Below are 11,773 nucleotides of genomic sequence, written 5' to 3' on the forward strand. Positions count from 1 at the left end.
TTCGCGTTGGCGATGTCCACCCCCGTGCCGTCGGCCTTCGGCCGCACCTTCACGTTGTAGTCCACCACGCGCTTGACCGTGACCAGTACTTTCATCCCCTTACCTTCCTCAGTCGCTTGGCCGGAGGCGGCCTCCGGTCGTCTGTCGACGGCAGGCGCCGCCCGCGCCGGGCCTGCCGACCCTGCGGTCGCGGCCCGAAGAACCGGTTTACCTCCGCCCCCACGTTTGGCCAGAGCATATTAGGGTAAACCCGTAGTTGAATAGTATTTCTTCTTAATGGACGATGCAAGACAGGCGGTCGTCACGACCGGCCGACGCCAGGGCAGCGTGGCACCGGCGCTTGACGCCTGACGGACGGGGTTTCCAGAGTCTATCGTCAGGCTGGTGTTTTGCCGCCCGCATCCCCCATCCCCAGCGGAGTACCGATATGTCCCAGGATCTGCACGGCTACTACCTCGAAGACCTCGTGGTCGGACAGAGCGCCTCGTATGCGAAGACCATCACCGAGGCCGACATCGTCCTCTTCGCCGGCATCACCGGCGACGACAACCCGATCCATATCAACCAGGAGTTCGCCGAGTCGACGATGTTCAAGGGCCGCATCGCCCACGGCATGTTCTGCGCCGGGCTGATCTCGTGCGTCGCCGGCACGCGGCTGCCGGGGCCGGGGGTGGTCTACGTCGACCAGAACCTGAAGTTCCGGGCGCCGGTGCGCATCGGCGACACCGTCACCGCCACCCTCACCATCCGCGAGATCAACGTCGAGCGCCGGCGCGTGACCTGCGACACCGCCTGCACCGTGAAGGGCAAGACCGTGGTCGACGGCCAGGCCACCTTCATGGTCGACAAGCGCCCGGCCTGAACGGCTGCGCGGCGGGCCCCGGCCCGCCGCGTCGGCTATCATCCGCCGCCCTTTCCGCGCCCGGACCTCGCCCGACGATGGACACCCCTCCCTGGTACGTACTCGGTGCCGGCGCCCTCGGTGGGCTGTGGGCCGCGCGCCTCGCCCGCGGCGGCGTCGCCGTGCACCTGCTGGTGCGCGACCCCGCCGCCTACGCCGACGGCCTCGTCCTCGAGGATGCCGCCGGCACGCAGCGCCTCGCGCTGCCCGCCGAGCGCATCGACGCCGCCGGCGCGCCGATCGCGCGCCTGCTGCTCACCGTGAAGGCGCACCAGACCCGCGCTGCCTTCGCCGCGGTGGCGCCACGGCTCGCCCCCGGGGCCGTGATCGTGCTGCTGCAGAACGGCATGGGCGCTGCCGACGCGCTCGTCGCCGACGGGCCCGCGCACGCCCCGCTGCTCGCCACCACCACGCTCGGCGCCTGGCGCCGCGCGCCGGCGCACGTGGTGCACGCCGGCGACGGCCCGACCTGGCTCGGCCCGGGGCCGCGCGCGGCGAGCGCCGCGCAGCGCGCGGCCGCGCTCGACGGCCTGCGCGCGAGCGGCTTCACGGTGGACTGGGACGACGCGATCGAGGCGCGGCTGTGGGACAAGCTCGCGGTGAACGCCGCGATCAACCCGCTGACCGCGCTGCTCGACTGCCGCAACGGCGCCCTCGCCGAACACGCCGAGGGCCGCGCGCTGGTGAGCGCGCTGTGCGCCGAGACCAACGCCGCGTTCACCGCGCTGGGCCGCCCGGCCACGGCGCTCGCCGAGCGCGTGCTCGCGGTCGCCGCGGCCACCGGCGGCAACGTGTCGTCGATGTGTGCCGACGTGCGCGCCGGGCGCCCGACCGAGATCGACTTCATCACCGGCCACCTGGTTGCCCGTACCGCCGCGCTCGGGCTCGAACTGCCCCGTCACCGGCTGCTGCTGGAGATGATCCGACTGAAGACCGCGCTCGCCGCGCCGGTGGACGCATGAACGCGCGCATCCCGCTGCTGCTGATCCCCGGCCTGCTCAACGACGCCCGGCTGTGGCGCCACCAGCTCGCGGCGCTGGCCGACGTCGCGGACATGCGCGTGCCCGACCACACCCGCCACGACGAGCTCTACGAACTCGGCCGCACGCTGCTCGCCGAGGCGCCGCCGCGCTTCGCGGTGGCGGGGCTGTCGATGGGCGGCTACATCGCCTTCGAGCTGCTGCGCCAGGCGCCCGAGCGCATCACCCACCTCGCGCTGATCAACACCGCGGCGCAGCCCGACCCGCCGGAGAAGGTGCAGCGCCGGCTCGACTTCATGGCGCTGGCCACCCGCGGGCGCTTCCGCGGCGTCAGCCACGCGCTGCTGCCGTTCCTGATCGACCACTCGCGGCTCGACGACGCCGAGCCGGCGGCGACGGTGATGGCGATGGCGCGCGACGCCGGCGCCGAGGTGTTCCTGCGCCAGCAGCGCGCGATCATCGACCGCCCGGACAGCCGCCCGCTGCTGGCGCAGATCCGCTGCCCGACGCTGGTGATCGGCGGGCGCAACGACCAGCTCACGCCGCCGCCCTGCCAGCAGGAGATCGCCGCCGCCGTGCCCGGCGCGCGCCTGCTGATGCTCGAACGCTGCGGCCACCTGGCGCCGCTCGAGGAGCCCGAGGTGGTCAACGCCGAGTTGCGCGCCTGGCTGGCGCGCCCGCCGGCCGGCGGCTGAGCCCGCCCGCCGGCCGCCGTCGCCGGCTCAGGGCGTGTGCACGGCGAAGTCGAGCGCGCTGCCCGCCAGCGCGCCGCGGTGCGTCACCACCACGCTGACCGCGCGCTCGGGCGCCAGGTAGCGGTGCGCCACCCGCCGCAGGTCGTCGAGGCTCACGCCGAGCACCTGCGCGCGCAGCGCGCGGCGCTGCTCGGCGCTGCGCCCGAACAGCTCGTTGAGGTGCGCGGTGATCGCCTCGCCGGCCGGCGAGCCGGGGCGGTCGATCGCCGCGATCACGCCGAGGATGGCCTCCTCCAGCGCCTGCGCGGTGTGCCCGTCGCCGTCCAGCCAGCCGAGCGCGCGGCCGAAGTCGGCCAGCGTGGCGTCGAGGCGCGGGTCGCGGTAGGAGAAGAAGCGGAACACCACGGCGTCGCCCTGGTAGCCGGCGCCGGCGCCGTAGGCCCCGCCCTGCTCGCGGATCGCGCGGTGCAGCCAGCCGTTGCGCAGGTAGTCGCCGAGCACCAGCAGCGCCGCCGCGTCCGTGTGCCCGACCGGCACCGCCGGGTAGGCGGTGGCGCAGAAGTTCACCTGTGTGCCGACCACCCACGCGGTGTGCGCGGCGCCGGCCACGGTCGGCACCGCGAACGCCGCCGGCTCGGCGGCGGGCGGCGGCGGCGGCGCATCGCCGGCCCACAGCGTCGCCAGCGCGGCTTCGAGCTCGGCATGGCGCTCGCCTTCGGCCACCACCAGCAGGCGCCGCGGCGCGGCCACGATCAGCGCGTGCAGCGCGGCGAGGTCCGCGGCGTAGGCGGCGAGCGCTGCCGGGTCGTCGAGGGCGTCGTCGAGCGCCCGCAGCGCCTGCACCGAGGCGAGCCCGCCCCAGCGCTCGAGCAGCGCGGCGCTCGGCGACAGCGGCGCGCACGCGGCGCTCATCGCCAGCACGTGGCCGCGCTCGGTGAGCTCCTCGTCGCGCTGCGCCCGGTACTGCGCGACCAGTTCGCGCAGGCGCGTGGCCTCGTCGAAGCGCGGCGCGAGCAGCGTGTCGCGCAGCAGCGCGCCGAGCGCCGCGTGGTTGCGCGCCAGCGCCTTGCCGGCGAGCACCAGCACCGCGCGCACGGCGTCGCCCGTCGCCACCGGCGCGCGCGCCATGCAGCGCGCGCTGAGGCCGCCGGTCACCGCCGCCTGCAGCGCCTGCGTGGCGAGGTAGTCGCGCCCGCCGCTGCCGACCTCGGCGAGCGTCAGCGCGTACAGCGGCAGGCGCTCGAGCAGGGGTTCGGGCAGCGCCGGCAGGTCGATGATCCACTGCTGGTAGACCATGCCGTTGGTCGGCTGCGCGTACCAGGCCGCCGGCAGGCCGGCCAGCGTGCGCCGCTCGGCCTGCGGGATCGGCAGGTCGGCGGGCACGTCGGCGAGGGTGACCTTGGGCAGTTGCTCGGGATCGTCGACCTGCGCCTGGCGCGCGGCGAGCGCCGCGGTGGCGTCGAGGATGCGCTGGCGCCCCGCGGCGTCGAGCCCGGCGCGGATGCGCTCCAGGCGCTCGGCCTCGGCGCGCGCCTGCGCGTCGGCGAGCGCCGGGTCGGGGCGCATGGTCAGGCGCACGCGGTGCGGGTTGTCGAGCAGCAGCCGGCGCACCAGCCCCTGCACGAAGCCGGGCGCGCGCGCCTCGGCGCGCACCGCGTCGAGCGTCGGGTCGATGTCGAGCGCGCACAGCGGGTCGCCGCCGTGCAGCTGCGGCGCCAGCGCATCGAGCATCAGCTTGAGCCCGTAGGGGTAACCGTCGCCGCTGATCTCGCGGCTCTGCAGCTCGATCTGGTGCAGCACCGCGTCGAGCGCCGCCGGCTCCACGCCGTGCTCGGCGACCTCGGCGAGCACCTCGAACACCAGGCGCTCGACCGCCTCGGCATCCTCCGGCTCACAGCCTTCGAGCCCGCAGACGAAGGTCGTCTCGCGGGTGGAGTCGTCGAAGCCGCACAGCGGCGACGGCGCGGCGCCGATGCCGCAGGTTTCGAGCGCGTGGCGCAGCGGCGAGCTGGCGTTGTCGAGCAGCACCTCGGCGAGCACCCGCGCGCGCAGGGTTTCGAGCGGGTCGGTGCTGCGCCCGAGCAGCCAGCCGAGCACCACGTGGGTGTTCTCGGCGGTTTCGTCGGCGGGCACCGGGTAGCGCAGCTCGCGCTGCTGCGGCGCGCCGTAGCGGCGCTCGTCGGGCACCGCGAGGTCGAGCGGCCGGGCCTGGAACTGCGCCAGCGCGCGCGCCTCGAAGCGCGCCTGGTGCTCGGCGGCGGGGATGTCGCCGTAGGTCATGAACACCGCGTTCGACGGGTGGTAGTGCGCGGCGTGGAAAGCTACCAGCTGCTCGTAGGTGAGCTCGGGGATGTGCGCCGGGTCGCCGCCGCTGTTGACGTGGTAGGTGGTGGTCGGGAACAGCGCCGTCTGCAGGTGCTGCGCCAGCGCCTGCACCGGCGAGCTCATCGCGCCCTTCATCTCGTTGTAGACGACGCCTTTCAGCACCAGCGGCGAGGCCGGATCGGCGGGGTCGGCGAACTCCAGCCGGTGGCCCTCCTGGGCGAAGTCGCGCGCATCGAGCAGCGGGAAGAACGCCGCGTCGAGGTACACCGCGAGCAGGTTGTCGAAGTCCTTGCGGTTCTGGCTGGCGAACGGGTAAGCGGTCCAGTCCGACGCGGTGAAGGCGTTCATGAAGGTGTTCAGCGAACGCCGCGTCATCATGAAGAACGGGTCGCGCACCGGGTAGCGGCGGCTGCCGCACAGCGCCGTGTGCTCCAGGATGTGCGCCACGCCGGTGGAATCCTGCGGTACGGTCAGGAACGCCACCAGGAAGGCGTTGTGCGGATCGGCGGCGGCGAGGTGCAGGTGCCGCGCACCGGTGACGCGGTGGCGGTACTCCTCCAGCGCGAGCTTGAGGGCGGGGATCTCGCGCGTGCGCAGGTGTTCGAAGGCGGGGTGCGTCATCGGGGCTCCGGGGACGAAAGAATGCGTGTAGACCTCCATGGTACGCGCCGCGCCCGCCGCCCGGCAGGGCGCCGGCGCATGCCCGCTCAGCGCGGGACCAGCTCGACGCCGTTGCCGCGCTCGACGACCTCGACGCGCGAGCCGACGCCGAAGCTCCCCGGCGGCTGGTCCACCTCGAGGGTGCGGCCGTTGTCGAGGCGCACGCTGACACGCCACAGGTCGCTGCCGGCGCTGCTGCCGCTGCTCATCATGTTGCCGGCGACGCCGCCGGCGACGGCACCGGCGACGGTCGCCGCGGTGCGCCCCTTGCCGGCGCCGAACTGGTGGCCGAGCAGCCCGCCGACGACGGCGCCGGCGGCGGTGCCGAGCACCTCGTTGCCGCTGGTGCCGCCCTGGCTGCGGTAGGGCGCGATGCCGGTGACCACGCCGTAGCGCTGGTAGGCGCCGCTGTCGGCGTAGGCGGGCGCCTGGGCGTAGCCGCCGCCATAACCCGGCTGGCCACCGTAGCCCGGCTGGCCGCCGTAGGGGTACGGCGCGCAGCCGCTCAGCAGCGCGGCGCCGACGACCAGGGAAAGGGTGGAACGTCTCATCGGTGTGCTTCCTTTTAGGGTGCTCGCCCACGCGGGGCGGGCGCGGATTCTACCTGTGACAAGCCGCGGCGCGATTCGCTCCCCGCCGCGGGCGGCCGCGCACCAGCGCGCATACACAGGCATGGCCGCAATTCAGATTCGTATATTCGTTTATCTGAATATATAGGCATAATGATGCCATCGCGGACGCACCGCTCCGCCCCACTCGAGACACCCCGTCATGAGCACGCTGAAGACCGTCGAAGTGCACTCCCGTCTCGGCAGCGATTTCCTGATCGAGACCCGCATCCGCGACCACCTGGTCCGCGTCGACCAGGGCCGCGCCGGCGGCGGCGAGGACCGCGGGCCGTCGCCGCTCGAATACCAGCTCGTCGCGCTCGCCGGCTGCATCGGCAGCATCGCCCGCATCGTCGCCCACCAGCGCCGGCTGGCGCTGCGCGGCCTGGACATCCACGTCGCCGGCCAGCTCGACCCCGCCGTGCTGCTCGGCAAGCACCGCGACAGCCGCGCCGGCTTCCACGGCTTCACGGTCACGGTGACGGTCGATGCCGACCTCACCCAGGCCGAGAAGGAGGACTTCCTGCACGAGGTCGACCGCCGCTGCCCGATCTCCGACAACCTGCTCAGCGCCACGCCGGTCGAACTGGTGGTGCACTGACCCCCGCCGGGGGTGGGTGTCGCCCGCCCCCTCAGCTCCGGCGCAGCACCCGCGTGGTGCCGCCGATCACCAGCGCGCAGCCGGCGAGCATCGCCGGCGTGATCGCCTCGCCGAGGAACAGCGCCCCCCACAGCATGCCGAACACCGGGATCAGGAAGGTCACGGTCAGCGCGCGCGTCGGCCCGAGGTCGGCCAGCAGGCGGAAATACAGCAGGTAGGCGACCGCGCTGCAGAGCAGCGCCAGCGCCAGCAGGTTGCCGGCCACGCCGGCGGTGATCGGCCCCGGCGGCGGTGCCAGCGGCACCAGCGGCAGCAGCAGCGCGCCGCCGAGCATCTGGCTGCAGCCGGCGAAGGCCATCGCCGGCACCCCGGCCGCGTGGCGGCGGATGTAGACGCCGGCGAGCGCGTAGCACGACGCCGCCGCCAGGCAGGCGAGCACCGCGAGCGGCAGCAGCGGGTCGTCGGCGACGCTCGCGCCGGTGCGCGCCACCAGCGCCACCCCGGCGGCGCCGAGCGCGATGCCGATGAGCCGCCGCCGGTCGAGCCGCTCGCCGAGCCACAGCGCGGCGCAGAGCGCGCCGAACAGCGGTGCCGACGAGTTGAGGATCGCCGAGTAGCCCGCCGGCAGGTGCAGCGCGGCGAAGCCGTAGAGCCAGAACGGCAGCGCCGAGTTGATCGCGCCGACCAGCAGGTGGTGGCGCCAGTCGCGGCGCCAGTGGGCATCGAAACCGATCACGCGGAAGTACGCGAGCAGCGCCGCGCCGCCCAGCGCGAGGCGCAGCCCGGCGGTCGCCGTCGGGCCGAGCGCCGGCGCGAGCACGCGCATCAGCATGAACGAGCCGCCCCAGATGGCGGCGAGGACGAGCAGACGCAGGACATCGGCGATGCGCATCGGCGCACTCCCAAAGTGGTGCCGGGTTTCAGGCGGGCTGGGCGCTGCGCGCCGCCTCCCAGCCGATCAGCGCGCGCTTGCGCGACAGCCCCCAGCGGTAGCCGCCGGGCTCGCCGCCGGCGCGGATCACGCGGTGGCAGGGGATCAGGTAGGCGACCGGGTTCGCTCCCACCGCGTTGCCCACCGCGCGCGCCGCGTGCGGCACCTGCAGGTAGGCGGCGAGCTCGCCGTAGCTCACCAGCCGGCCCGGCGGAATCCGCAGCAGCGCCTGCCACACCTGCAGCTGGAAGTTGCTGCCGCGGATCCACAGGTGCAGCGGCTTCGGCTGCGGCGGCGGGTCGAAGATGCGCGCGAGCAGCGCGGCGGCCTCCGCCGGCGCGTGGCGCAGCGTCGCGTGCGGCCACTCGGCCTGCAGCCGCGCGCACTCGGCGCCGGCCTCGGCGGGCTCGACGAAGGCGAGGCGGCAGATGCCGCGCGGCGTCGCCGCGACGAAGGCCGTGCCGAACGGGCTCGCGTGCATGCCCCAGGCGATGTCGAGCCCGACGCCGCCGTTGCGGTACTCGCCCGGCGACACCGCCTCGGCCACCACCAGCAGGTCGTGCAGCCGGCCGGGGCCGGACAGCCCGCAGGCCGCGGCGGCGCTGAGCACGTCGGTGCCGGCCAGCGCGCGCTTGGCGTGCTCCTTGGTCACGTACTGCAGGAAGCGCTTCGGGCTGATGCCCACCCAGTTCGCGAACACGCGCTGCAGGTGGCTCTCGCTCAGCCCCACCGCCTGCGCGATCTCGGCGAGCTCCGGCTGCCGGTCGGCGTGCGCGCGGATCAGCTCGATCGCCCGCGCCACGGTGCGGTAGGCCCGGTTCGCCTCGTCCGGTTCGTTCATGCTGTCACCCTCCGCGCCGGCCCGGTGCCGACGCTGCGGGCCATACTAGGGAGCCCGTGCCGCATCCGGCCACCCGATTCCTGCGCACCTCTCAGGAACGCGGTCGCCGCCGCCCAGCCCTCGGAACCCTGCCCATGAGCCCGAATCCCGCCGCCCCCTCCCCCGCCCGTCGCCGCCGGCGCAGCGTGCTCTACGGCCTGCTCGTGCTCGTGCTGGCCGCCGCCGGCGCGCTCGCCTGGCTGCTGCGCGGGCCGCTGCCGGCCTACGCCGGGCGCGTGCACCTGGCGGGGCTCGCGGGCCCGGTCGAGATCGTCCGCGACCGCAACGCCGTGCCGCACATCCGTGCGCGCTCGGTGCACGACGCCTACTTCGCGCTCGGCTACGTGCACGCGCAGGACCGGCTGTGGCAGATGGAGATGAACCGGCGCATCGCCGCCGGGCGGGTCGCCGAGGCGGTCGGCCCCGGCGCGCTGCCGACCGACCGCTTCCTGCGCACGCTGGGGGTGCGGCGCGCGGCGCAGGCGAGCCTCGCGAACCTCGACGCCGACGCGCGCGCCGTGCTCGACGCCTACGCTGCCGGGGTCAACGCGTGGATCAGCGGGCACCCCGGCCCGCTGCCGCTCGAATTCCTCGCCACCGGCGTGCGCCCCGAGCCCTGGGAGCCGGCCGACTCGATCGGCTGGGTCAAGATGATGGCCTGGGACCTCGCCGGCAACTGGACCGAGGAGCTGCTGCGCCTGCGCCTGTCGATGCGCCTCGACACCCGGCAGCTGCAGGAATTCCTGCCGCCCTACCCCGGCGACGCGCCGCTGCCGGTCGCCGACTTTGCCGCGCTGTACCGCAGCCTCGGCGCGCAGGCGCTCGCGCTCGGCCCGACGCCGCTGCCGCACACGCCCGAGGGCATCGGCTCGAACAACTGGGTGGTCGCCGGCAGCCGCAGCGCGAGCGGCAAGCCGCTGCTCGCCAACGACCCGCACCTCGGCCTCACCGTGCCCTCGACGTGGTACCTGGTGCACCTCGAAGCCCCCGGCCTGCGGGTGATCGGCGGCACGCTGCCGGGGGTGCCGCTGATGATCGTCGGGCGCACCGAGCGCATCGCCTGGGGCATGACCAACACCAAGCCCGACACCCAGGACCTCTACCTCGAACGCCTCGACCCGGCGCGGCCCGGCTACTACCAGGCCCCCGACGGCCCGCGCCCCTTCGTCGAGCGCCGCGAGGTCCTGCACGTCAAGGGCGCCGCCGACGAGGAACTCGTGGTGCGCGAAACCCGCCACGGCCCGGTGCTGCCGGCGGGCGGCAGCACCGCCGGCCTTTCCCCCGGGTACGTGCTGGCGATGCGCTGGACCGCGCTCGACCCCGACGACCGCACCTACCAGGCCGGCCTGCGCATGCCGCTCGCACGCAACTGGGACGAGTTCGTCGCCACGCTGCGCGACTACCACACGCCGCAGCAGAACATCGTCTACGCCGACGTCGACGGCCACATCGGCTTCATCGCACCGGGGCGGGTGCCGCTGCGCCGGCCCGACAACGACCTGATGGGCCTCGCCCCCGCCCCCGGCTGGGACGCCCGCTACGACTGGACCGGCTACGTGCCGTTCGACGCGCTGCCGCGGCGCCTCGACCCGCCGGGCGGCGAGATCCACACCGCCAACGACAAGATCGTCGACCCCGCCTACCCGTACTACATCACCGCCGAATGGGCCCCGCCCTACCGCAGCCGGCGCATCGGCGAACTGCTCGCGGCGCGCCCGCGGCACACGCTGGACGACTTCGCCCGCATGCACGCCGACGTGCTGTCGGTGCAGGCGCGCGAGCTGCTGCCGCGCCTGCGCTACACGGTGACGCGCGACGCGCTCAGCAGCGAAGCGCTCGAACGCCTGCAGCGCTGGGACGGCACGATGGACGCCGAGCGCCCCGAACCGCTGATCTACGCCGCCTGGATGCGCGCCCTCGGCCGGCGCCTGTACGCCGACGAACTCGGCCCGCTGTTCGAGCAGGCCTGGGACATCCGCGGCGTGTTCACCGCCAACGTGCTCGCCGACCGCGACGGCCAGGCGCGCTGGTGCGACGACATCACCACCCCCGCGGTCGAGGACTGCGACTTCCAGCTCTCCGCAGCGCTCGCCGACGCCGTCGCCGAACTCGCGCGCCAGTACGGCCCGCAGCCGGCGGCGTGGCGCTGGGCCGACGCCCACGTCGCCCGCGCCGAGCACCGGCCGTTCTCGCGCGTGCCGCTGCTCGCCGACTGGTTCGAACTGAACGTGCCGGTCGGCGGCGACGTGTACACCGTCAACGTCGCCCGCCACCACGTCGCCGACGCCGCCCACCCCTACCGCTCCACCCAGGGCGCGAGCCTGCGCATGCTGATCGACCTCGCCGACCCCGACGCCTCGCGCTTCATCCAGGCCACCGGCCAGTCCGGCCAGCGCCCGTCGCCGCACTACGCCGACTTCCTCGGCGCCTGGCGGCGCGTCGAGTACCTGCCGATGAGCATGCGCGCCGCCGACTACGAAACCGGCGCGCTCGGCACGCTGAAACTGCTGCCGGCGCGCTGAGGGGGCACCCGCCCACGGACCCGCTGGAGCGGCCTGGGAGGCTGGCGGGAAGGGCTGGGTTGGTTCATGGCGGCAGACGGTCCTCCGCACCGTCGCCGCTATCGCACGGCCATGCCGTACAGGCGAGCGCCGGCAAACGCGGTCCGCACAACAACCGGCCATGAGTCGATAGTGCGTTGAATTCAAAATGCTTTATGTCATATCGAAATGGGTGCCAGACGGCGCATCGCCCGTACTATCAATGAGAAGGTGGCAAATGCGGCGATCCGTCCGCTTGACACCCGAATGGCTTACCGGCAGAACCCTTGCCAAGCGGTTTATCAGCCGTTACTTTTCGGTGAATGTCCCGCGGCCGCGGGTGTGTTTATTTTGCCGATAGGCCGTCTACTTTTAGTGAGGCACAGGAAATGTTCTTTCATATCGACGAAGCGGGGAATACTGGCAACAATTTGTTTGATCCCGCTCAACCTCGATTAAGTTACGGTGTTCTTTCGAGCCTAATAAACGTAGACGTGCTCTGCACAAATATTCATAAGGAACCTCTGATCAGATCCATTCCCCATTCACCGGCCCCCGGACCGGTCATTTTCTGACCCGCTTCCGGCGCCGAATCCGGAAATGGGTCAGTCGCCATGCGACGGCAGGGCCGTTTTAGCCACTGCAGGCGGAT

At 73.4% G+C, this 11,773-nt stretch carries 9 protein-coding genes and 1 pseudogene; 5 read left to right on the forward strand and 5 right to left on the reverse strand.

From position 1 onward, the window contains the following. Positions 1–95: pseudogene (locus EV699_RS19340) on the reverse strand (electron transfer flavoprotein subunit beta/FixA family protein); the annotation flags it as partial. Between the two features lie 332 nt (positions 96–427). On the opposite strand from EV699_RS19340, the gene EV699_RS19345 reads away from it, so the two are divergent. The 3 genes from EV699_RS19345 to EV699_RS19355 all read left to right on the forward strand — a co-directional run bounded on the left by EV699_RS19345 (position 428) and on the right by EV699_RS19355 (position 2,576). Beyond that, the gene (locus tag EV699_RS19345; RefSeq protein ID WP_132545920.1) at positions 428–862 is read left to right on the forward strand and encodes a MaoC family dehydratase; all 435 of its coding nucleotides are present in this window, start codon (positions 428–430) and stop codon (positions 860–862) included. A 77-nt stretch (positions 863–939) separates the two neighbouring features. Further along, a complete protein-coding gene (locus tag EV699_RS19350) occupies positions 940–1,863 on the forward strand; it encodes a 2-dehydropantoate 2-reductase (protein WP_132545922.1) in 924 nt (307 codons plus the stop codon). Next, positions 1,860–2,576, forward strand: coding sequence for an alpha/beta fold hydrolase (locus EV699_RS19355; RefSeq protein ID WP_132545924.1), 717 nt, complete (start codon positions 1,860–1,862; stop codon positions 2,574–2,576). Before EV699_RS19350 ends, EV699_RS19355 begins: the two co-directional genes overlap by 4 nt. Positions 2,577–2,603: 27 nt before the next feature. Here the strand turns inward: EV699_RS19355 and EV699_RS19360 are convergent, their stop codons facing one another. Next, positions 2,604–5,522, reverse strand: a complete 2,919-nt coding sequence (locus EV699_RS19360; protein ID WP_132545926.1) for an insulinase family protein — start codon at positions 5,520–5,522, stop codon at positions 2,604–2,606. 86 nt (positions 5,523–5,608) lie between these two features. Then, positions 5,609–6,112: a glycine zipper 2TM domain-containing protein gene (locus EV699_RS19365; protein ID WP_132545928.1), complete on the reverse strand. Its 504-nt coding sequence runs from the start codon at positions 6,110–6,112 to the stop codon at positions 5,609–5,611. 220 nt (positions 6,113–6,332) lie between these two features. Between EV699_RS19365 and EV699_RS19370 the strand changes: the two genes are divergently transcribed. Beyond that, a complete protein-coding gene (locus tag EV699_RS19370; RefSeq protein WP_132545930.1) occupies positions 6,333–6,770 on the forward strand; it encodes an OsmC family protein in 438 nt (145 codons plus the stop codon). 31 nt (positions 6,771–6,801) lie between these two features. On the opposite strand, the gene EV699_RS19375 is transcribed toward EV699_RS19370, so the two are convergent. Beyond that, entirely contained in the window at positions 6,802–7,662 is an 861-nt protein-coding gene (locus tag EV699_RS19375) for a DMT family transporter (protein WP_132545932.1), read from the reverse strand. A 28-nt stretch (positions 7,663–7,690) separates the two neighbouring features. Then, on the reverse strand, positions 7,691–8,542 hold the full coding sequence (locus tag EV699_RS19380) for a methylated-DNA--[protein]-cysteine S-methyltransferase (RefSeq protein ID WP_132545934.1): 852 nt from the start codon (positions 8,540–8,542) through the stop codon (positions 7,691–7,693). A gap of 134 nt (positions 8,543–8,676) precedes the next feature. On the opposite strand from EV699_RS19380, the gene EV699_RS19385 reads away from it, so the two are divergent. Next, the gene (locus tag EV699_RS19385) at positions 8,677–11,103 is read left to right on the forward strand and encodes a penicillin acylase family protein (protein ID WP_132545936.1); all 2,427 of its coding nucleotides are present in this window, start codon (positions 8,677–8,679) and stop codon (positions 11,101–11,103) included. Positions 11,104–11,773: the final 670 nt, after the last annotated feature.

It is taken from the genome of Plasticicumulans lactativorans, from assembly GCF_004341245.1.
Lineage (GTDB): Bacteria > Pseudomonadota > Gammaproteobacteria > Competibacterales > Competibacteraceae > Plasticicumulans_A > Plasticicumulans_A lactativorans.

Excerpts from the sequence above, each read along its gene's own strand:
- EV699_RS19385 (WP_132545936.1), top strand. The coding sequence starts at position 8,677 with ATGAGCCCGAATCCCGCCGCCCCCTCCCCCGCCCGTCGCCGCCGGCGC.
- EV699_RS19370 (WP_132545930.1), top strand. The coding sequence starts at position 6,333 with ATGAGCACGCTGAAGACCGTCGAAGTGCACTCCCGTCTCGGCAGCGAT.
- EV699_RS19375 (WP_132545932.1), bottom strand. The coding sequence starts at position 7,662 with ATGCGCATCGCCGATGTCCTGCGTCTGCTCGTCCTCGCCGCCATCTGG.
- EV699_RS19345 (WP_132545920.1), top strand. The coding sequence starts at position 428 with ATGTCCCAGGATCTGCACGGCTACTACCTCGAAGACCTCGTGGTCGGA.
- EV699_RS19350 (WP_132545922.1), top strand. The coding sequence starts at position 940 with ATGGACACCCCTCCCTGGTACGTACTCGGTGCCGGCGCCCTCGGTGGG.
- EV699_RS19355 (WP_132545924.1), top strand. The coding sequence starts at position 1,860 with ATGAACGCGCGCATCCCGCTGCTGCTGATCCCCGGCCTGCTCAACGAC.
- EV699_RS19365 (WP_132545928.1), bottom strand. The coding sequence starts at position 6,112 with ATGAGACGTTCCACCCTTTCCCTGGTCGTCGGCGCCGCGCTGCTGAGC.
- EV699_RS19360 (WP_132545926.1), bottom strand. The coding sequence starts at position 5,522 with ATGACGCACCCCGCCTTCGAACACCTGCGCACGCGCGAGATCCCCGCC.
- EV699_RS19380 (WP_132545934.1), bottom strand. The coding sequence starts at position 8,542 with ATGAACGAACCGGACGAGGCGAACCGGGCCTACCGCACCGTGGCGCGG.